The organism is Microbacterium sp. KNMS, from assembly GCF_053851835.1.
Genome location: NZ_JBSQBP010000002.1, coordinates 115,391 through 136,602, shown reverse-complemented (window position 1 = coordinate 136,602; position 21,212 = coordinate 115,391). Strand labels below are relative to the sequence as shown.

General features: G+C 71.7%; 17 protein-coding genes. 11 read left to right on the top strand and 6 right to left on the bottom strand.

Annotated elements, in window-relative coordinates; translation table 11 throughout:
- Positions 1-56 precede the first annotated feature (56 nt).
- The 3 genes from ACWXWW_RS01935 to rpsT all read left to right on the top strand — a co-directional run bounded on the left by ACWXWW_RS01935 (position 57) and on the right by rpsT (position 3,003).
- Positions 57-1,784, top strand: a complete 1,728-nt coding sequence (locus tag ACWXWW_RS01935; protein ID WP_282977785.1) for an ABC transporter family substrate-binding protein — start codon at positions 57-59, stop codon at positions 1,782-1,784.
- Between the two features lie 78 nt (positions 1,785-1,862).
- Positions 1,863-2,597, top strand: coding sequence for an alpha/beta fold hydrolase (locus ACWXWW_RS01930; RefSeq protein ID WP_421075835.1), 735 nt, complete (start codon positions 1,863-1,865; stop codon positions 2,595-2,597).
- A 145-nt stretch (positions 2,598-2,742) separates the two neighbouring features.
- Positions 2,743-3,003: a 30S ribosomal protein S20 gene (gene rpsT, locus ACWXWW_RS01925; RefSeq protein ID WP_271171916.1), complete on the top strand. Its 261-nt coding sequence runs from the start codon at positions 2,743-2,745 to the stop codon at positions 3,001-3,003.
- A gap of 69 nt (positions 3,004-3,072) precedes the next feature.
- On the opposite strand, the gene holA is transcribed toward rpsT, so the two are convergent.
- The gene (gene holA, locus ACWXWW_RS01920; protein WP_421075836.1) at positions 3,073-4,113 is read right to left on the bottom strand and encodes a DNA polymerase III subunit delta; all 1,041 of its coding nucleotides are present in this window, start codon (positions 4,111-4,113) and stop codon (positions 3,073-3,075) included.
- 46 nt (positions 4,114-4,159) lie between these two features.
- Positions 4,160-5,032 carry a transposase gene (locus ACWXWW_RS01915; protein ID WP_455968432.1) on the bottom strand — a complete coding sequence of 291 codons (873 nt, stop codon included), beginning with the start codon at positions 5,030-5,032 and terminating at the stop codon, positions 4,160-4,162.
- Positions 5,033-5,086: 54 nt separating this feature from the next.
- Between ACWXWW_RS01915 and ACWXWW_RS01910 the strand changes: the two genes are divergently transcribed.
- The gene (locus ACWXWW_RS01910) at positions 5,087-5,503 is read left to right on the top strand and encodes a YccF domain-containing protein (RefSeq protein ID WP_271171919.1); all 417 of its coding nucleotides are present in this window, start codon (positions 5,087-5,089) and stop codon (positions 5,501-5,503) included.
- A gap of 802 nt (positions 5,504-6,305) precedes the next feature.
- On the opposite strand, the gene ACWXWW_RS01905 is transcribed toward ACWXWW_RS01910, so the two are convergent.
- The 3 genes from ACWXWW_RS01905 to leuS form a co-directional block, all read right to left on the bottom strand.
- On the bottom strand, positions 6,306-8,822 hold the full coding sequence (locus tag ACWXWW_RS01905) for a ComEC/Rec2 family competence protein (RefSeq protein ID WP_455968430.1): 2,517 nt from the start codon (positions 8,820-8,822) through the stop codon (positions 6,306-6,308).
- The gene (locus tag ACWXWW_RS01900; protein ID WP_455968428.1) at positions 8,819-9,433 is read right to left on the bottom strand and encodes a helix-hairpin-helix domain-containing protein; all 615 of its coding nucleotides are present in this window, start codon (positions 9,431-9,433) and stop codon (positions 8,819-8,821) included. Before ACWXWW_RS01900 ends, ACWXWW_RS01905 begins: the two co-directional genes overlap by 4 nt.
- Positions 9,434-9,568: 135 nt before the next feature.
- On the bottom strand, positions 9,569-12,121 hold the full coding sequence (leuS, locus tag ACWXWW_RS01895; RefSeq protein WP_455968426.1) for a leucine--tRNA ligase: 2,553 nt from the start codon (positions 12,119-12,121) through the stop codon (positions 9,569-9,571).
- Positions 12,122-12,231: 110 nt separating this feature from the next.
- Between leuS and ACWXWW_RS01890 the strand changes: the two genes are divergently transcribed.
- The 5 genes from ACWXWW_RS01890 to ACWXWW_RS01870 are packed head-to-tail and all read left to right on the top strand — an operon-like array spanning position 12,232 to position 16,915.
- The gene (locus ACWXWW_RS01890) at positions 12,232-12,939 is read left to right on the top strand and encodes a DedA family protein (protein WP_455968546.1); all 708 of its coding nucleotides are present in this window, start codon (positions 12,232-12,234) and stop codon (positions 12,937-12,939) included.
- A gap of 5 nt (positions 12,940-12,944) precedes the next feature.
- Complete coding sequence (locus ACWXWW_RS01885; protein ID WP_271171925.1) at positions 12,945-13,976, top strand: App1 family protein; 1,032 nt, start codon at positions 12,945-12,947, stop codon at positions 13,974-13,976.
- Between the two features lie 9 nt (positions 13,977-13,985).
- Complete coding sequence (locus ACWXWW_RS01880) at positions 13,986-14,696, top strand: SOS response-associated peptidase (protein ID WP_271171926.1); 711 nt, start codon at positions 13,986-13,988, stop codon at positions 14,694-14,696.
- A gap of 37 nt (positions 14,697-14,733) precedes the next feature.
- On the top strand, positions 14,734-16,014 hold the full coding sequence (locus ACWXWW_RS01875; protein ID WP_455968424.1) for a M18 family aminopeptidase: 1,281 nt from the start codon (positions 14,734-14,736) through the stop codon (positions 16,012-16,014).
- 1 nt (position 16,015) lies between these two features.
- On the top strand, positions 16,016-16,915 hold the full coding sequence (locus ACWXWW_RS01870) for a 3-methyladenine DNA glycosylase (RefSeq protein ID WP_455968422.1): 900 nt from the start codon (positions 16,016-16,018) through the stop codon (positions 16,913-16,915).
- Here ACWXWW_RS01870 and ACWXWW_RS01865 read toward each other — a convergent pair.
- On the bottom strand, positions 16,906-18,255 hold the full coding sequence (locus ACWXWW_RS01865; RefSeq protein WP_455968420.1) for a glycoside hydrolase family 3 N-terminal domain-containing protein: 1,350 nt from the start codon (positions 18,253-18,255) through the stop codon (positions 16,906-16,908). The two genes, ACWXWW_RS01870 and ACWXWW_RS01865, sit on opposite strands and share 10 nt — an antisense overlap.
- Before the next feature lie 173 nt (positions 18,256-18,428).
- Between ACWXWW_RS01865 and ACWXWW_RS01860 the strand changes: the two genes are divergently transcribed.
- Both ACWXWW_RS01860 and ACWXWW_RS01855 read left to right on the top strand, forming a co-directional pair.
- Positions 18,429-20,063 (top strand): ABC transporter substrate-binding protein, encoded by a 1,635-nt coding sequence (locus tag ACWXWW_RS01860; RefSeq protein ID WP_455968418.1) that lies wholly within the window; start codon positions 18,429-18,431, stop codon positions 20,061-20,063.
- A 66-nt stretch (positions 20,064-20,129) separates the two neighbouring features.
- On the top strand, positions 20,130-21,212 hold the full coding sequence (locus ACWXWW_RS01855) for an ABC transporter permease (RefSeq protein ID WP_455968417.1): 1,083 nt from the start codon (positions 20,130-20,132) through the stop codon (positions 21,210-21,212).

Below are 21,212 nucleotides of genomic sequence, written 5' to 3'. Positions count from 1 at the left end.
AGCCTCGATCTCATCTCTCCCATATCCCGACGCCTACAAGGCGCGAAAGGAGCACCATGAAGAAGCAGCAGAAGTGGATCGGGGCGGCGGCCGCAGCCGGCGCGCTCGCCCTCGTCCTCGCGGGCTGTGCCGGTGGCGGCAACGACGGCGGCAACGGCGGCGGGTCCGGCGGAGGCAACGAGGGCGCCACCGAGATCACCGGTGCCGACTACAACCCGCAGCCCCGCGAGAACCTCCAGCAGGGCGGCGAGGCGGTCTTCCCCATCACGGAGATCCCCGAGCAGCTGAACGTGAACCACTCGGACGGCTCGGTCGACACGGCGACCATCTGGGAGTGGTACAACCCCCAGACGATCCTCATGACGCCCGAGGGCGAGGCGTACGCCAACCCCAACTACCTCACCGACTGGACGACCGAGGAGGTCGACGGCAAGACGGTCGTCACCTACACGATCAACCCCGACGCGGTCTGGAACGACGGCACCCCGATCACGTGGGAGGCCTACAACCAGACGTGGATCGCCAACCGCTCGCTCGACGAGGGCTACATCCCGAACACCACCGACGGCTACTCCCTCATCGAGTCCGTCGAGCAGGGTGAGGACGAGCGCCAGGCGGTCGTCACGTTCAAGCAGGTCTACCCGTGGACCAACGGCCTCTTCTGGCACCTCGTGAACCCGGCGATCAACACGCCCGAGCTCTTCAACGAGGCGTACGTCAACCAGGTGCACCCCGAGTGGGGCGCGGGTCCGTACACGGTCGACGAGTACGACGCGAACGGCGGCACGATCACGTTCGTCCCGAACGAGAACTGGTGGGGCGACGAGCCCCTCCTCGACAAGGTGACCTTCCGCGTGCTCGACGACACGGCCGAGATCAACGCGTTCCGCAATGGCGAGATCGACATGGCGGTGACGGGCACGGAGGACCGCCTCGCCCAGGTCGCCGACATGGAGGGTGTCGTCACGTACCGCGCGCAGCGGACGTCCACGAACCTGCTCGAGATCAACGCGGAGCGCCCGCAGTTCGCCGACCTCGAGGTGCGCAAGGCGCTCCTCATGGCGATCGACCGCGAGCAGATCAAGGAGGTCGTCTGGAACGGCCTCGACTACACCGAGCCCGACGCGGGGTCGTTCAACCTCTTCCCGTTCCAGGAGGGCTATGTCGACGCACTCCGTGAGGCGGGCTGGGAGTTCAACGTCGAGGAGGCCAACGCGATCCTCGACGAGGCCGGCTGGGTGCGCGGCGAGGACGGCATCCGCGAGAAGGACGGTGTCCGGCTCGAGGGCGTGCTCCCGCTCTTCGGCGACGACCCGATCGTCGAGGCGCGCGGCCGCATCATCCAGACGCAGCTCGCCGAGGTGGGTGCCGACATCACCCCCGAGGTGCGTCCGTCGTCCGACTTCTCGAACGACCTCACGACGAAGAACTGGGACCTCGTCATGCTCGGCTTCTCGTCGAGCGACCCGTACGGCGTGGCCTACATGTGCCAGCTGTACTGCTCGGACAGCGGCCTCAACCTCTCGTCCACGGGCACGCCCGAGATCGACGAGCGCATCGCGAACGAGGTCTCGGCGCTGCCGACGGCGGAGGAGCAGACCGAGGCGGGCATGAAGCTCGAGGCCGAGATCATGGCCGAGACGTGGGGCATCTTCCCGCTCTACGCCGGTCCGTGGATCGTGACGGCCAAGGAGGGGCTGGCGAACCTGACCCCCGAGACCTACACGGGCCTCGACCTCTTCGGCCTCCAGCCGGTGGAGAACGTGGGCTGGGAGAAGGAGTGATCCTCCCTCTCTGACCCGAAGGGGCCGGCGGCTTTCGAAGCCGTCGGCCCCTTCGCCTGTCCGGATACGATGGCGCGCATGAGCGGTGTCCAGGTCGTCCTCGTTCACGGCATCCGGACATCCGCCACCATGTGGCGCACGCAGGTCCTCCATCTGCAGCGACGCGGCGTCGACGTGCACGCGCTGGACCTGCCCGGCCACGGCTCGCGCATGGACGAGGAATGGTCGCTCGAGGAGGCCTTCGCGACGCTGGATCGCGCTCTCCGGTCGGCCGGCGAGGCGGGCCCGGTCCTGCTCGTCGGGCATTCCATGGGCGGCATCCTCTCGACGGCGTATCTCGCGCGAGACGACGCCGCTCCCGTCGCCGCCTTCGTCGCCGTGGGCGCGACCGCGCTCCCCCGCGGCGCCGGGCTCGCGCTGTACCGGATGCTCCTGCGCGGCATGCAGCGGATGCCCGGCAACGGCATGTGGCTCGTGCAGCGGATCCTCCGCGCGACGCTCCCCGAGGAGACGCGAACCGACCTCGGCGCGGGCGGCTATGCCCTTCGCTCCGAGGACGCGGCCCTCGCGAGCCTCGCGACCCTGGACATCCGCACCGCGCTCACGCGTCTGACGATGCCCGTGTGGTTCGTCAACGGCGAATGGGATCAGCTCCGCCTGCACGAGCGCCTCTTCACGCGCCTGGTGCCCCACGCGGAGCTCATCGTCGTCCCGCGGTCGACGCACCTCGTGACGACGATGCGCCCCGCGGCATTCTCGGCCGTGCTGGATCTCGCGATCGCGGTCGTCGAGAGCACAGCCGCCCAGGCGTGACCTGGTAGCATTGACCCTTGGCTTGCGTGTGGGGCCACCCACACAGCCGTACGACGCCCCTCTCTCGTCACGCGGCAACTGAAGAAGCACACTCGGATGGCCGTCATACGACCATCCGAATCACTCCGAACGAAAGTCATTCGACGTGGCAAACATCAAGTCGCAGATCAAGCGCATCAAGACCAACGAGAAGGCGCGCGAGCGCAACAAGGCCGTCAAGAGCGAGCTGAAGTCGCTCGTCCGCAAGACGCGCGAGGCCATCGCCGCCGGCGACAAGGCCGCCGCCGAGGCCGCCCTCGCCAAGGCGTCGAAGAAGCTCGACAAGGCCGTGAGCAAGGGCGTCATCCACAAGAACCAGGCCGCGAACCGCAAGTCGGGCATCGCGAAGCAGGTCTCGTCGCTCTGAGCCGCGTGCATGTCGAAGGCCCGTCCCGCATCAGCGGGACGGGCCTTCTGCTGTACGCGGCGTCCTGCCTCAGCGCCCGAACGGAGCGCGCGTCGCCACGACCGTGACCATCCGCTCGAGGGCGAAGACGGGGTCGCGCGACGCGCCCTTGACCTCGGCATCGGCCCGCGCGATCGCCTGGATGGCCAGCGCGAGCGCGCGGTCGTTCCAGCCCGACTGGAGATCGCGGCGCGCGCGGTCGACCTGCCAGTCCTTCATCCCGAGCCGGTTCGCGAGCTGTCGCGACGGCTCGCGCGAGCCCGCGACGCGCGCCATCGTGCGCACCTTCATCGCGAACGCGGCGACGAGCGGCACGGGATCCGCCCCGGAGTCGAGGGCGTGCCGCAGCGCGACGAGCGCCTCTCCGTAGCGCCCGGCGATCGCGGTGTCGGCGACCGTGAAGGCGTTCGTCTCGACGCGTCCGCCGTAGTAGCGCGACACGACGTCCTCGGTGATGTCGCCCTCGACGTCCGAGATGAGCTGCTGGCACGCGGCCGCGAGCTCGGCCAGCTCGCCCGTGAACGCCTGCGTCAGCGCCTGGAGGGCCTTCGGGGCGATGCGCCGTTCGGCGGCCTTGAACTCCCCCGCCGCGAAGTCGAACCGGTCGGCGTCGCGCTTGACGGCCGGGCACGGAACCTCGACCCCGCCCCCGACGCCCGAGCGGATGGCGTCGAGCAGCTTCTTGCCGCGGACGGTCGCGCCGTTGTGGCGCAGGATGAGCGTCGCGCCCTCCTGCGGCGCCTCGATGTACGCGAGCGCCTCGGTGAGGAACGCGTCGCTGCACTTCTCGACGCCGGACACCCGCACGAGGCGCGGCTCGCCGAAGAGCGAGGGCGAGGTGACCGCGAGCAGCATGCCGGACGTGTAGTCCGACGCGACGATGTCGGTGATCTCGAGTGACGGATCCTCGGCCTTGAGGTAGTCGCGCACACCTGCGATCGCGCGCTCGGCGCAGACCTCCTCGGGGCCGGACACGAGCACGATCGGCGCGGGCTCCGGACGCCGCCACGGCAGCTGCGGGATGGCCGCCTTCGTCGCCTTCGCGGGGGTCTTGCGGGGTGCAGCGGCCATTCATCCAGCCTACCGGCGCGTGCCGACACCGACCCGGGAGCGACCGCTACTCGGGGAGGTCAGCACGGGCCGCGTCGACCGCGGCCTGAGCCACTGCGTCGCGCTTCTCGGCGTCCGCCACCTGGGCGTCGAGGTCGTCGATCCGCTCGAGCACCTCGGCCAGATCCCGCTCGGCCGCTGCGAGATCGCGGCGCAGCTTCTCCACGCGCTCCTCGAGCGCGTCTGCCTTCGCGTGCGCGCGCTCGCGTCGCTCGGTGACCTCGGCGAGCGAGCGAGCCGACGCCGCGGCATCCTTCTCGGCCGCACGGACGGCCCGCTCGGCCTTCGCCCGCGACCGCGCGACGGCGGCGCTCTCCTTCGCGGAGCGCGGCGAGTCCTTCCGCGGCGGCGAGACGGGCGCGTCCGCTGCCCCACCCGCGATCGCTCCCTCGAGGTCGACGGAGAACCCACCCGAGGCCTCAAGCGGGCGCGTCAGCCGTCCCGACGCGACGGCGGCCGCGGCATCCGCGTCGAACACCGCGGCGTTGAGCGTCTCGCGCACGGCCTCGATCGTGCTCGGTGAGAGCCGCTCCCCGCGGGCCTCCGCCAACTGCGCCACGAGCGCCGTCAGCTTCTCGACGACGCTCCGGCGCTCCCGTCCGAGCTCCGCGAGCCGGCGGGCGTCCAGAGCCGATTGCGCGTCGCGGAGCGCTGAAGCCACCTCGAGAAGCCGGTCGAGCTCCGCACGCCGCTCCTGAGCGAGCACGTTGACCGCCCACGCAGCGAGAACGGGCTTGCGCAGCGCCTTCACCTCGGACGCGAGCGCCCGGTCGTCGATCTGCTTCGCCCGGGCCGCGCGCGCGGAGACGAAATCCCGCGGCGGGACGACCGAGAGCTCGGCCGCGATCGCGTTGAGGGTCGCGTCGGAGTCCGCGGGCATGGAGCCATTGTGCCGGATGGCCGCGGCCGGGGGCGGCTCTGTCATGATGGGGCCATGGCCCTGCTTCGCGTGATCCTCAACGTCATCTGGCTCGTGCTCGCGGGCCTGCCGCTCGCGATCGGCTACTTCCTCGCGGGCATCCTCTGCTGCATCCTCATCGTGACCATCCCGTGGGGCATCGCCTCGTTCCGCATCGCGAACTACGTGCTGTGGCCGTTCGGGCGCACGGTCATCGATCGCCCCACGGCCGGTGTCGCGTCGACGATCGGCAACGTGATCTGGATCCTCGTCGCGGGCATCTGGCTCGTCATCGGGCACATCCTGAGCGCCGCAGCGCTCGCCGTGACGATCATCGGCATCCCGCTCGCGATCGCGGAGATCAAGATCATCCCCGTGACGCTCACGCCTCTCGGCAAGCGCATCGTGCCGAGCGACCAGGCCTTCGCGACGCTCGGCTCGATGCGGATCTGAGCGAGCGCCCGGACCTGGCCGTGCGCCCTGCGCCCTGCGCCCTGCGCCCTGCGAGCCGACGTGGAACCGCGCACCCAGCCCACGACCCAGCGGTCATCGGCCGCCAGGGCCATCCGCGTGTCGGCCCTCCTCCTGTCGGCCATCGCCGTTGTCGTCGCGGGCGTCACCCTGTACTCGTGGATCGTCAACGAGGAGCACTTCGCCCGCCCGAGCGCGGCCTTCGACGCGCTCGAAGACCGGATCGGATCGCTGCCGGGCGTCGTCGCCGTCGAGAAGGAGCGCTGGGTCGAGGCGCAGACCTTCTCCCAGCCGACGTCGTGGATGCGGGTCGAGGTCGAGCAGAGCGGTCTGCGCGGGCTTCTCGATGCCGCGTGCTCGAGCGACTACCCTGACCCGGTGTCGTGGTCGGTCACGGTCACGACGCCGTCCGCGGCCGAGGTCTCGATGCATTCGGCGGAGGGCGGCGCGAATCAGTCGGGGAGCGCTGCGCCCTGCCCCGACTTCGGATTCGACGCCGTGCGCGTCGTCGACGTGCTCGACCGCGTCGCACCGGGCCTCGCGCTCCAGCCCTCGGTCTGGGAGGACGGCCAGTTCGCGCTCGTCTCGTTGGACGACGGGACGGCCTCGGGGCTCGCCGACCTGCTCCCCCTGCTCGGACACGCCGACGAGATCGCAGAGGCCGCCGGACGTGACCGCGCCGAGAGCGTCGAGGTCAACTCCCCCTTCCTGGCCCTGACGATCGCCGACGGGGAGAGCGACGAGTACGTCGCGCTCCTGAGAGAGCTCGTCGAGGACCATTCGGTCACGAGCTTCTGGGCGGACGACAGCGGCACGCGGGTCGACGGCGTCGAGCGAGTGCAGATCGCAGCTCCCACTGACGACCGGGGAGAGATCGAAAGGGCCCTCCGCGCCTCGGGCCTGGCCATCGCCGACCTGCCCGTGCGATTCCTCGCGCAGTGATGCTGGTCGCAGGAGTCTCGCCTCCTTCCCCCGTCGGCTCCGACTCGCGCGGCCGTTCCCGCCATACCCAGGGCACGCCGTCCTCGCCCTGGCCGACGAGAACCAGACCGTCCTCGTCGGTGCGAGCCACGGTGGCGCCGACGGCCCGCAGCTCCGCGAGGATGCTCGCGGCCGGATGGCCGTAGTCGTTGTCCGCGCCCACGCCGATGAGCGCGAGCGCGGGACGCGCGATCCGATAGAGCTCGGCGTCCTGATCCGCGCTGCCGTGGTGCGCGACCTTCACGACGTCGTACCTCCCCGACACGCCGCCGGTCGCCCGCAGCGCCGACTGCGACGACGCGCCGAGATCGCCGAGCAGAAGCGATCGCGGGATGCCGCCTCCCGCGATCTCGAGCACCACGCTCGCATCGTTCCCCTCGGGGAACGCGCGGCTCTCGGGCTGAGGCCAGAGCACCCGCCATGCGGCGCCGCCGAGCACGCCGCTCATCCCGTTCGATGCGTCGACGAGGCGCGCTTCATCCACGTGCGCGAGCCACTGCGCCCCATCCGCTCCGAGCGGGCCGTGAAGAGCCGTGTCCACGCGCCCGCTCACGGCCGCGATCCCGCCGACGTGATCAAGATCGAAGTGCGTGACGACGAGCAGGTCGATCCGCCCGACGCCCAGACGGTTCAGGCATGAGGCGAGACGCTCGGGTTCGGGCCCGGTGTCGACGAGCGCAACGGCCCCCTCCGAGCGCAGCAGCACGGCGTCGCCCTGGCCGATGTCGCACAGTGCGACACTCCAGCTCGTCGGCGCTGTGAGCGGCCCGGCGACGCCCGTGAGCGCCGTCGAGCCGGACACGACGCCCACGACGACCGCGAGCGATGCGCCGGCAGCGCGCCGCAGTCGCGCGGGAACAGTCTCGGGACGCACGAGCACGATGACCACGCACACGCCGACCAGCGCGAGCGAGGCGAAGCCGGCAGCGCCGCCCCACCATGGCACGGAGGCCGTCGGCAGGCCCGAGAACAGCACCGCGGTCTGCGCGATCCAGGCGGAAGGCACCCAGGCGATCGCGGCGAGCCCGTCGGCGACCACCGGCACATCCTGCAGGACGCACGCGAGCATCCCGACCACCGTCGCAAGCGGGGCCGCTGGCGCCGCGATCATGTTCGCCACGACGCCGTACACGGGCACCGCGGGCGCGAGCAGGACGATGACGGGTGCGCATGCGATCTGCGCGGCGAGCGGCACCGCGATCCCCAGGGCGAGCGCGCGAGGCAGCCAGCGCTCGAGCCCGCGTGCGAGCGGCCCCGCGAGCAGCAGCAGCGCGCCCGTCGCGAGCGCCGAGAGCACGAACCCGAACGACGTCGCGAGCCACGGGTCGAGAAGCAGCAGGATGATCGCAGCGCCTCCCAGCGCCGCCGCCCCCGCGCCCGCGCGGCCCAGGAGCAGCCCGAGCATCGCGATCACGGCCATCGTCGCCGCCCGCACCACGCTCGGCTCGGGCGTCACGAGCAGCACGAACCCGCCGAGCGCGGCGAGGGCCGCCCCGACCCGAGCCCACCGGGGCAGTCGGATCAGCGCAGCGAGTGCGAACGCCAGCCCGGTCACGATCGCGCAGTTCGCCCCGCTGACCGCGGTCAGATGCGTGAGCGACGAGGCCTTCATCGCGGCGTCGAGGTCGGCCGACACCGCGCTGGTGTCACCGACCGCGAGGCCGGGGAGCAGCCCGGCGCCCGGCTCGGGAAGCCCCGCCGCGAGGTCGTGGACGAAGCCGTCGCGCAGGTCGCTCATCACTCCGAGCACGTGCGGCGGGCCGCGCACGACGGAGCCGCGGTCGGCGAAGAGGACGAGCACGGCCCGGTCGCCCGGGTCGGCGGCCCGAGCGCCTCCCCGCAGCGCGACGGTCGACCCCAGGTCGAGCGCAGCACCCGCGAGCGCGTCGCGCTCGACCGAGACCGTCACGGTGGCGGCCGCCGCGCGCTGCTCCCTGCCCACGCGGATGGCGGTGGTCTCGACCTCGAACCAGAGCGCGTCCGGCAGGGGCCGGACCTTGCTCGACACGACACCGTCGATCTCCACGACGCGGCCCGCTCGCGCGACGAGAGCGGTCAGCTCGCCGCGTGCGGGGGCCGCGAACCCGACGTGCGTCGAGACGGCGGCTCCCAGGGCGAGAGCGATCGCGAGCAGGGGCACCGCCGCGCGACGCGCCCTTCGTCCGCGAGCCGCGCACAGCCATCCGCATGCCGTGGCCGACGCGCACCAGAGCCCGACCGCGATCGCGGTCGCGGCGTGGGGCCACAGCGCGCTCGCGAACGCCGCACCCCACACGGCCCCGGCGATCGCGAGGAGCCGCACGCCGCGCACGCCGGTCACAGCGTCACCAGCGGCCGCAGCGTCTCGAGCATCTTGTCGCCGATCCCCGGCACCGCGAGCAGGTCCTCGATCGCCGTGAACGGGCCGTTCTCGTCGCGCCACGCGATGATGCGCTCGGCGAGTGCCGGGCCGATGCGCGGCAGCGTCTCGAGCGCGGCCTGGTCCGCGCTGTTGAGCGACACGAGCGCGCCTGTGCCGCCTGGGGCGGCCGTGCCTCCGGGCGGCGGCGCGGGAGGGGCCTCGCCCACGACGGGCACCGCGAGCTGCTCGCCGTCGGCGAGCGGACGCGCGAGGTTCACCGCCCCCGAGTCCGCATCGTCGGCGAAGCCGCCCGCGGCGGAGATCGCATCGACGACGCGCGCCCCCGCCTCGAGCACGTACAGGCCGGGTTCGGCGACCGCGCCGTGCACATGCACGTACAGCTGCCCGGGCTCGACCGCGCCCACGCTCGCGCTCGGAGCGGGGGTGACGACGACCTCCTCGACGGGCGAGGCCGCGCCGCGCCACACGCCGAGCGCGACCGTCACCCCGAGAGCGCCCAGCACCAGCAGGACGACCGCGCCGGCGCCGAGACGGGCGCGCGGCGAGCGGAAGCCCGTCTCTGCCGTCACTCCGCCACGCTACGGCGGCCGATTCGGCGTTCGCGGGGCGACGGCCGCCTCCTGCCGCGACGCGCCGCACGCACGACCCTGTGCACACGGCGAGGCCGGCACCCCGCCTGGGATGCCGGCCTCGCCGTGTGCGACCTACTTCGTCGAGAAGCTCACGACCTTCGGCGGACGGACGATCGCGCGCGTGATGGCGCGGTCGCCGAGGGCGCGCGTGATGCGCTCGTCCGAGCGTGCGAGGTGCTCGAGCGACGGCCCGTCGATCTTGGCCGGCACCTCGAGCGTCGCGCGCACCTTGCCGTCGATCTGCACGACCGCGGTGACCTTGTCCTCGACGAGGAGCGTCGGGTCGGCGTTCCGCCACGTGACGAGTCCCACCGAGGGCTCGTACCCGAGGATCTCCCACATCTCCTCCGCCGTGTGCGGAGCGAAGAGGTCCAGGACCATCGCCGTGACCTCGGCCGCCTCGCGGACGGCCGGGTCGGCCGCGCCGGCCCCCGAGTCGATCGTCTTGCGGATGGCGTTCACGAGCTCCATGAGGCGCGCGACGACGACGTTGAACTTCGTCTGCTCGACGAGGGTCGGCGCCTCGGCCAGCAGGCGGTGCGTGACGCGGCGCAGCGCCGTGTCGCCCTCGGCCCACACGACATCGGTCGGGCTCGACACCTCGTGCGCGATGCGCAGCGCGCGCTGGAGGAACTTGTGCGCACCCGTCGTCGAGACGTCCTTCCAGTCCTTGTCGTCCTCGACCGGGCCCGCGAACGCCAGCGCGACGCGCAGCACGTCGGCGCCGTGCGCCGCGAGCTCGTCGCTGAAGAGCACGAGGTTGCCCTTCGACTTCGACATCTTGGCGCCGTCGAGGATGACCATGCCCTGGTTGATGAGCGTCGAGAACGGCTCGGTGAAGTCGACCTTGCCCATGTCGAACAGCACCTTCGTGATGAAGCGCGCGTACAGCAGGTGCAGGATCGCGTGCTCGACGCCGCCGATGTAGGCGTCGACGGGCGCCCAGCGGTCGGCGTCCTTCGACGCGAACGGCGCGTCCTTCAGCCCCGGCGACAGGAAGCGCAGGAAGTACCACGAGCTGTCGACGAACGTGTCCATCGTGTCGGGGTCGCGCAGCGCGGGCGCGCCGGTCTCAGGCTCGGTGGTCGTCACCCACTCGGTCGCGGCGCCGAGCGGCGACTTGCCCTTCGGCTTGAGGTCGAGGCCCTCGGCGCTCGGCAGGCGCACCGGCAGCTGGTCCTCCGGGACCGGCACGACGCGACCGTCCTCCGTGTGGAGCATCGGGATGGGCGTGCCCCAGTAGCGCTGACGCGAGATCAGCCAGTCGCGCAGGCGGTACTGCTTGGCCGCACGGCCGGTGCCGGCCGCCTCGAGCTGCTCGATGACGCGCGTGATCGCATTGCGCTTGGACAGTCCGTCGAGCGCGCCCGAGTTGATGAGCCGGCCCTCGCCCGTGAGCGCGACGCCCGTCTCCTTCGGGTCGTCGAGCGGCATCGGGTCGATCGGCACGCCGTCCTCGTCGACCTCGATCACCGGGATGGCGCCGGTCACGGGGGCGGTCGTGTCGACGACCACGCGCACGGGCAGGTCGAAGGCGATCGCGAAGTCGAGGTCGCGCTGGTCGTGCGCGGGCACGGCCATGACGGCGCCGTGCCCGTAGTCGGCCAGCACGTAGTCGGCGGCCCAGATCGGCAGGCGCTCGCCGTTGACGGGGTTGATCGCGTAGCGGTCGAGGAACACGCCCGTCTTCGGCCGGTCGGTGTTCTGACGCTCGATCTCGGTCTGCTTGCGCACCTGGTCGAGGTAGTCCTGGAAGGCCATCCGCACGTCGGGCGACGAGCCGGCCGCGAGCTCGGCGGCGAGGTCGCTGTCGGGCGCGACGACCATGAAGGTGGCGCCGTGCAGCGTGTCGGGGCGCGTCGAGAAGACCGTGACCTTCTCGTCACGGCCCTCGATCTCGAAGTCGATGTCGGCGCCGACCGAGCGGCCGATCCAGTTGCGCTGCATCTGCAGCACCTTGTGCGGCCAGAATCCCTCGAGCTGGTTCAGATCGTCCAGCAGGCGATCGGCGTACTCCGTGATCTTGAAGTACCACTGCGTGAGCTTCTTCTTCACGACCTCGGCGCCGCAGCGCTCGCAGTGGCCGTCGACGACCTGCTCGTTCGCGAGCACCGTCTGGTCGTTGGGGCACCAGTTGACCGGGCTCTCCTTGCGGTAGGCCAGGCCGCGCTCGTGCAGCTGCAGGAACAGCCACTGGTTCCAGCGGTAGTAGTCCTCGTCGCTCGTGTGGAGCACGCGGCTCCAGTCGAACGAGACGCCGTACGCCTTCAGGCTCTCGCGCTGCTGCGCGATGTTGTCGTACGTCCAGCGGCTCGGGTCGGCCCCGCGCTGGATGGCCGCGTTCTCGGCGGGCAGGCCGAACGAGTCCCAGCCGATCGGCTGCAGCACGTTGTAGCCGCGGTGACGCCAGAAGCGCGCGACGATGTCACTGTAGAGGTAGTTCTCGGCGTGCCCCATGTGCAGGTCGCCCGAGGGGTACGGGAACATCGCGAGCACGTACTTGCGCGGACGGGTGTCGGCGTCCCCGCCGGCGAGGAACGTCCCGTGGTCGTTCCAGTAGCGCTGCCACTTCGCCTGGACGGCGTGGATGTCGTTCTCGGGATGCTCTGCGGGGTTCTGCGACACGGTGCGATGAAGCCAATCGGAATCGAAACGCGCCGCGCGGGGAGCCGCGCGGCGGGAGATCGGGAGACTCCAGGTTAGCGCGCGCCGTCGTCTCGTATGCTCGGCACGTGATCAACGAGATCCTCCTGCGGATCCTGGACGTCGTGGGGTCGGTCGACCCCGTCCTGAGAACCGCGCTCGCGGGGCTCGCGATCATGCTCGAGACGAGCGTCCTCGTCGGGCTCGTCGTCCCCGGCGACACCGTCGTCATCGTCGCCGCGACCGCGGTCGCCTCGCCCGTCGAGGGGGTCGTCCTCGGCGCCGCCGTCGTGCTCGGCGCGCTCGTCGGCGAGAGCATCGGCTTCGCTCTCGGGCGCTGGCTCGGGCCGCGCATCCGGCACTCCTGGCTCGGCCGGCGCATCGGCGAGCGCAACTGGCAGCGGTCGGAGCGCTATCTGCGCCGGCGCGGCGGGATCGCGATCTTCCTCTCGCGATTCCTGCCCGTCCTGCACTCCCTCGTCCCCCTCACGGTCGGGATGAGCGGCTACGGCTACCGGCGCTTCATCGCGTGGACGCTGCCCGCCTGCGTCCTGTGGTCGTCGCTCTACGTCTCCATCGCGGCGGGCGCCGCGACCGGCTTCCGCGAGATCGCCGACCAGGCGCACTACGCGGGCTACCTCTTCGTCGGCGCGATCGCGGTGTTCCTCCTGCTCGTGCTCCTCGGGAAGCGGATCATCGCGCGCCTCGAGCACCGCCACCTCCACGCGGGCGACGACGACCCATCCGGGGACCACGCCGGGCCCGGCGCCGACGGAGCACCCGGGCGCATGGAAGACTGAGGGCGATGCCCTCCACGACGCCCGCCCCAGGCAAGATCCACTGGGTCGCCCGCCTCGAGCGCCGCTTCCATGCGTGGCGCGAGCGCGTCGCGCGCCGGAAGGGCCGCACGCCGACCGCTGTCCCCTTCTCCGGCTACGGCGGGGAGGGATGGATCCGGGTCGTCGGCCGCGTGCTCATCGTCCCCGCGCCCAAGCACACACCCGAGGGCGAGGCGGCGAGCGTGCGCGGGTGGCGCTCGTTCGCGGGCATCCCCATCGCGTTCGCGCAGGTGACGGTGACCGTGGGCGGCGAGACGCACGAGGTGGTCGCCGACCGCGGCGGCGTCGTCGACGCGGTCATCCCCGCCGACCTCCCGTCGGGATGGCAGACCTTCCACATGTCGGTCGAGGGCGGCACGCCCACCCCGGGCAGGGTCTTCGTCGTCGACCCCGCTGTCCGCTTCGGGATCGTGTCCGACATCGACGACACCGTCATGGTCACGGCGCTGCCGCGCCCCCTGCTCGCGGCGTGGAACTCGTTCGTCCTGCACACGCACGCGCGCCAGCCCGTGCCCGGCATGGCGGTGCTGCTCGAGCGCATCGTGCGCGAGAACCCGGGATCCCCCATGCTCTACCTCTCGACGGGCGCGTGGAACGTCGCCCCGACCCTGACGGGCTTCCTGTCGCGTCATCTCTTCCCGCCCGGCGCGATGCTCCTCACCGACTGGGGGCCGACGCACGACCGGTGGTTCCGCAGCGGCACCGACCACAAGCGCACGAACCTGCGCCGGCTCGCCGACGAGTTCCCCGACATCGCGTGGCTGCTCATCGGCGACGACGGGCAGCACGACGACGAGATCTACACCGAGTTCACGCGCGAGCATCCCTCGTCGGTCTCGGCCGTGGCCATCCGCCGGCTCTCGCCCGCTCAGGCGGTGCTCGCGGGCGGCCGCACGGTCGTCGACGACCACAGCGCGGCCGGCGTGCCGTGGGTGACGGCCGACGACGGTGCGGGGCTCGCCGAGCGGCTCGAGGCCGTCGGCATCCTGAAGGCGTAGCCTGCCAGCGTGTGCGGACGCTTCGTGGTGGCCCGGGTGGGCTCGGAACTGGTCGGCCAGCTGCGCGTGGACCTCGTGTCCGACGATCTGCCGGCGCCCTCCTTCAACGTGGCGCCCACTGCGCGCGCCGCGATCGTCCTCGACTCCGCGAAGACCGACCCGCCGACGCGGAGACTCGAGCCGGCGCGCTGGGGCCTGGTGCCCTCCTGGGCCAAGGACCCGTCGATCGGCTCGCGCGCCTTCAACGCGCGCGCCGAGGAGCTCGAGGAGAAGCGGATGTTCGCTCCCGCGCTCCAGAAGCGGCGCGCGGTCGTCCCGGTGAGCGGCTACTACGAGTGGCAGGTCACGGAGGACGGCAAGATCCCGCTCTTCATCCACCCGTCGGAGGATGAGGCCCTGCTGCTCGCCGGCCTCTACGAGTGGTGGAAGGATCCGTCGAAGGCGGATGACGACCCCGCCCGCTGGATGCTGAGCTTCACGATCCTTACGCGCGACGCGATCGGCCAGCTCGGCTCCGTCCACCAGCGGATGCCCGTCTTCCTCGACGCCGACCACGCCGACGCGTGGCTCGACACCGACGTGGACTACCCCCTCGACATCCTCGACGCGGCGCTCGACGACGCGCCGCGCGTCGCAGAGGGGCTCTCCTTCCACCGCGTGAGCGCGGCCGTGGGCAACGTGCGCAACGACTCGCCCGAGCTCATCGAGCCGGTCGACTGACGACCGCCGTCGTCGAACCGGTCGATACCCTGGAGGGATGACCGTCCCCGCCGCCGCACGCGCCCACATCGAGGATCTCGCCGCCTTCGTCACGGCTTCGCCGTCGTCGTATCACGCGGCCGAGGAGATCGCCCGCCGCCTCGTCGCAAGCGGGTTCGCTCGACTCGCGGAGACGGATGCGTGGGACATCGCGCCCGGCGGGCGGTATGTCGTCGTGCGGGACGGCTCCGCGATCGCGTTCGCGGTGCCCGAGGCCGCCGGCGCCACGACGCCGTTCGCGATCGTGGGCGCCCACACGGACTCCCCCGGCTTCAAGCTCAAGCCGAAGCCCACGACCTTCGGACCGGGCGGATGGTGGCAGCTCGGCGTCGAGGTCTACGGCGGGCCGCTCCTCAACTCCTGGCTCGACCGCGAGCTCGAGCTCGCGGGGCGGGTCGTGACGTCGGATGGCGACGAGCACCTCGTGCGCACCGGCGCGCTCCTGCGCATCCCCCAGCTGGCCGTGCACCTCGACCGCTCGGTGAACGAGGGCCTCGCCCTCGACAAGCAGCGCCACACCCAGCCCGTGTGGGGCTTCGGCGACCGCGAGAGCGCCGACATCCTCGCAGCGCTCGCGTCGCTCGCCGGCACGGCGCCCGACCGCATCGACGGGTACGATCTCGTCGTCGCCGACACCCAGGAGCCGCGCGTGTTCGGCGCCGACGGCGGGCTGTTCGCGTCGGGCCGTCTCGACAACCTGCTCTCGGCGCACGCCGCCGTCACGGCCATCCGCGACGCCCGCCCCGTCTCCGCGATCGCGATGCTCGCCGCGTTCGACCACGAGGAGATCGGCAGCGCCTCCCGCTCGGGAGCGGCCGGCCCGTTCCACGAGGAGGTCCTCGTGCGCATCTCGACCGCGCTCGGGGCCGGCCCCGAGGAGAGGGCGCGCGCCTGCGCGGCGTCGCTGCACGTGTCGAGCGACGTGGGTCACGCCGTGCACCCCAACTACGCCGAGCGCCACGACCCCGCGAACCAGCCCGTGGTCGGCGGCGGCCCCATCCTGAAGATCAACGCGAACCAGCGCTACGCGACCGACGCGCACGGCGCCGCGGCCTGGGCGGCCGCGTGCCGCACCGCGGGCATCCCGACGCAGGAGTTCGTCTCGAACAACGCCATCCCCTGCGGCTCGACCATCGGGCCCATCTCGGCGACCCGACTGGGCATCCGCACGGTCGACGTCGGCGTGCCCATCCTCTCGATGCACTCGGCCCGCGAGCTCACCGCGGTCGTCGATCCCTGGTACCTCTCCCGCGGCATGGCCGCCGTCCTCGCGCGCTGACATGCCCGCCGTCGCGACCGCCGCTCCCGCGCGCCTCTCGCGCGCGCAGTGGCGCGCGCGAGAGGCGGCGCATCGGGAGCGCGCCGACGCCCTCACCGCCGGGCACCGCGAGCGCGCGGTCCGCGGAGAGAAGCACCCCGTGTGGGACTTCCTCTTCACGTACTACTCGTACAAGCCCGCTGTGCTGAGGCGCTGGCACCCCGGCGCGGGTGTCGAGCTCGACGACGCGGCCGCCGACGAGCGCTCGCAGTGGCGCTGGTACGCCGCGGGGGCGCATCCGGGCGGGCTCGTCGTCGACCGCGCAGGGTTCGAGGCGGCCAAGCCCCAGCTCGTCGGGCTCATCGACGCGATCCTGCGCCGCACCGCGGCGCGCCCCGGGCAGTTCGGCTGCTTCGGCCTCCACGAGTGGGCGATGGTCTATCGGCAGGGTGCGCACCGACATCCGCAGCCCCTCCGGCTCGGCCAGGACGGCACCGACGCCGTCGTCGACGCGCACGAGCTGCGCTGCACGCACTTCGACGCGTTCCGGTTCTTCACTCCCGAGGCCGTTCCGCGCAACCGCGAGGCCCTCACGCGCGACGGGCAGCCCGAGCGCGAGCAGCCCGGCTGCCTGCACGCGGGGATGGACGTCTACAAGTGGGCGATCAAGCTCGGCCCGCTCGTGCCCGGCGAGCTCCTGCTCGACGCCTTCGAGCTCGCCAGAGACATCCGACGTCTCGACATGGAGGCGTCACCGTACGACCTCGCGGACTGGGGCTTCGAGCCCGTGCCGATCGAGACGCCCGAGGGCAAGGCGGAGTACGTGCGGCGCCAGCGCGCGTTCGCGGAGCGCGGGAACGCGCTGCGTCGCCGGATCCTGGAGGCGTGGCAGGGCGCGCCTGCGTCATCCGATCAGCTCTGAGGCGCCGCGCACTCCCCCTCGCACGGCAGGAACGACCGCCCGGAGCCGGCGACCTGCAGGCGCAGCGCGACGACGCGCGTGGCCGCCTCGGCGAGCCGCTCCTCGGGGAGCGTTCCCGCCGCCACCGCCGCGGCGATGCCCGCGGCCATGTCCGGAGCGGTCTGCGCGTTCGAGCTCGCGACGCTGAGGACGAGGTCGGCCCCGGCGGAGATCGCGGTGACCGCGTTCTGCACCGGGTCCTGGTACGCGGGGACGCGGCTCTGGACGAGCATCCCCAGGTCATCGGTCACCGCGACGCCCTCGAAGCCGAGCTCCTCCCGGAGGATGCGGTACCACTCCGGCGAGAGCGACGCGGGCGCCGCGTCGACCGCCGTGTAGGCGAGGTGCCCGGTCATCACGAGCGGCACCTGCGCCGAGATGCCCGCCGAGAACGGACGCGCGTCGCGCGAGCGCCACTGCGACAGCGGCGTGTCGGTCGTGGGGATGGTGAAGTGCGAGTCCTCGCGGACGGCCCCGTGACCCGGGAAGTGCTTGAGCGCCGAGAGCGCATACGGGGCCTCGCCCGTTACCGCGGCGGCCACACGCGAGGTCGCGTCGCTCGGCGTCTCGCCGAGCACACGGCGCCAGATGAACGACCCCGTGTCGGACGTCGTGTCGGCGACGATGCCGAAGTTCACGCCGATGCCGGCACGCGCCACGAGGGCGCCTCGCGTCGCGAACGCGTCCTCGGTCGCTCCCGGCGACTCGTCGCGCAGCGCACGCGCGGAGTCGGCGCGATCCCAGTAGAGCCGCGACACGGAGCCGCCCTCCTGGTCGACGGCGACAAGGGGCGGCAGCGCCGGGTCGACGACCATGGCGTCGGTGAGCGAGCGCACCTGCTCCTCCCAGCCGACGTTCGCGCCCATGAGCAGGAACCCGCCGAGATTGCTGTCGGCGAGATAGGCGCGCACGGTGTCGGCGTCGCGCGAGGGGATGTGCCCCATCACCACCGTGCCGGCGCGCTGCTCGGGGGTCATGTCCGCGACGATCTGCGCCGCTCGCTGGGTGTACGCGTCGGCATCGGCCGCCTCGACGCGGACGGTCTGCTCCGCGGGCGGCTCCGGCGCCTCGGTGGGCGCCTCGCTCGGGCTCTCCGAGGGCGCGGGGGTCGCGCCCTCCTCGGCGGGCGCGTCGGTTTCCGACGGCGCCGCGGTGCCGGTCGGCGACGCCGTCGGCGTCGGCGCGGCCGAGGGCGCTGCGGTCGCGGGCGCCGCGCCGAGCAGGATCGCGGTGAGGGCGATGGCGGCCGCCGCTCTCGTGAGCCCCTGAATCCCGCCGCGCCCGCCGTGTGCCATCCCCATAGCGCAATGCTAAGCCGGGCCGCGGTTTGTGACGGTCTTGTAAACACCCGCGGCGGCTCACTTCCCAGGTCCCGGCGCTGTGAAAACCCTGTGCGAGGATTCTCGGGTCAGCGCCGACGAACCCGTTCGGCGCTCCTTTCGATGTGCGAAGCATCAGGAAAGAGGGAAGTTCCATGACGACTGTCCACAACGGCGTCCGACGTCGGGCCTGGATCACGGCGGTCCCCGCCGTCGCGGCGATCGCCCTCGCGGGCTGCGCGGGCGGCCAGGGCGGCGGCGGCGCGGAGCCCGCAGCGGGCGAGAACCAGATCCTCGTCGGCACGACCGACAAGGTCACCACGCTCGACCCGGCAGGCTCCTACGACAACGGGTCGCTTGCGGTCCAGACGCAGGTGTTCCCGTACCTCGTGAACACCGCACCCGGCAGCACGGAGGTCGTGCCCGACCTCGCCGAGAGCGCCGAGTTCACGTCGCCGACGCAGTACACGGTGACCCTGCCCGAGGGCCTCGAGTTCGCCAACGGCAACCCGCTCACCTCGAGCGACGTGAAGTTCTCGTTCGAGCGCCAGATCGCGATCGCCGACCCGAACAGTGCGTGGTCCCTGCTCTACAACCTCGACTCGATCGACACCCCCGACGAGACGACCGTGGTCTTCAACCTGAAGACCGAGAACGACCAGGTGTTCCCGTACATCCTCACGAGCTTCCCCGGCGCGATCGTCGACGAGGACGTCTTCGCCGCCGACGCGCTCACGCCCGACGAGGACATCGTCGAGGCCGAGGCGTTCGCGGGACCGTACTCGATCACGTCCTACACGTTCAACGAGATCATCGAGTTCACGCCGAACGAGGCCTACCAGGGCCTCATCGACGCGCCCGCGAACGACGGCGTCATCCTGAACTACTACGCCGAGTCGTCGAACCTCAAGCTCGCGGTGCAGCAGGGCGATGTCGATGTCGCGTATCGCAGCCTGTCCCCCGCCGACGTCGCCGATCTCTCGGGCGACGACGCGCTCACGGTCCACGAGGGCCCGGGCGGCGAGATCCGCTACATCGTGTTCAACTTCCACACGCAGCCCTACGGCTCGGAGACGGAGGACGCCGACGAGGCCAAGGCGCTCGCCGTGCGGCAGGCGGTCGCGTCGCTCATCGACCGCGACGAGCTGAGCGAGCAGGTCTACAACGGCACGTACACGCCCCTCTACTCGTACGTTCCCGAGGGATTCATCGGCGCGACCGAGGTCCTGAAGGACCTCTACGGCGACGGCGACGGCGGCCCCGACGCGGCGAGCGCCGAGCAGATCCTCTCCGACGCGGGGGTGGAGACGCCCGTCGCGCTGAGCCTGCAGTACAGCCCCGATCACTACGGGCCGAACTCGGGCGACGAGTACGCCCTCATCGAGAAGCAGCTCGAAGCGGACGGCCTCTTCGACGTCTCGCTGAACTCGACCGAGTGGACGCAGTACTCGGAGGACCGCGTCGCCGACGTGTACCCCGCATACCAGCTGGGATGGTTCCCCGACTACTCGGACGCCGACAACTACCTCACGCCGTTCTTCCTCACGGAGAACTTCCTCGTGAACCACTACGAGAACCCCGAGGTCAACGACCTCATCCTCCAGCAGGCCGTCACGCCCGACGAGGGCGAGCGCACGGCGCTCATCGAGCAGATCCAGGCGATGGTCGCCGAGGATCTCTCGACCGTGCCGTACCTCCAGGGCGCGCAGACCCTCGTCAGCGCGTCCGACATCGAGGGCGTGCTCCTCGACGCCTCGTTCAAGCTGCGCTTCGCACCCCTGACGCGCTGACCGCCGAGGAGAGGGCGGGCCGGACGACCTCCGGCCCGCCCTCTCCGGCATGATGGAGAACCTCCTGTGACCGACACCCTCACCCCGCCGGAGGCGACCACAGCGTCGCTCGTCCGGCGTGCGAGCGGAGGGCACGGCCTCTGGCGCTACGTGCTCGTCCGCTTCCTGCTCATCTTCCCGACCGTCCTCATCCTCGTGACGACCGTGTTCGTGCTCATGCGCGCGACCGGCGATCCCATCACGGCCGCGCTCGGCGGTCAGCTCACGCCCGCGCAGCTCCAGGAGCGCATCGAGGCGGCCGGCTACGACCGGCCCATCCTCGTGCAGTACCTCGAGTACCTCGGCCGCATCGCGGTAGGCGACTTCGGCACGACGCTCGACAACCAGCCCGTCGGCGACATGCTGCTCCGCTACGGCGGCGCGACGCTCGAGCTCGCGGTCTATGCGCTCATCGTGGCGTTCGCGGTCGGCATCCCGCTCGGCATGATCGCGGCGGCCGTCCGCGACCGCTGGGGCGACGCCGTGCTGCGCGTGTTCGCGATCCTCTGCTACGCGACGCCCGTGTTCTTCGCGGGGATCCTGCTCAAGCTCGTCTTCTCCGTCTGGCTCGGCGTCCTGCCGACCTCGGGTCGCGCGTCCCCGCGCGTGGAGATCGGGCTCAACCGCCTCGACGGCGCGACGGGGATCTACACGATCGACGCCATCCGCAGCGGCAACCCCGCCTACATCTCGGACGTGCTCTCGCACGCGGTGCTGCCGGGCCTCGCGCTCGGGCTCCTCACCGCGGGCGTGTTCCTCCGCCTCGTGCGGACGAACGTCATCGGCACGCTGTCGATGCCGTACATCGACGCGGCGCGCTCCCGCGGCGTCCGCGAGCGGCGCCTCGTCGCGACGCACGCGTATCGTCCTGCGCTCATCCCGATCGTGACGGTCATCGGCCTCCAGATCGCGATGCTCCTCGGCGGCGCCGTGCTCACCGAGACGACGTTCGAGTGGACGGGCCTGGGCTTCCAGCTCGCCGAGTTCCTCCGGGCACGCGACTTCGTCGCGGTGCAGGGCATCGTCGCCCTGCTGGCCGTCATCGTCGCGCTGTCCAACTTCATCGTCGACATCATCGCGGCGTTCATCGACCCGAGGGTGAGGTACTGA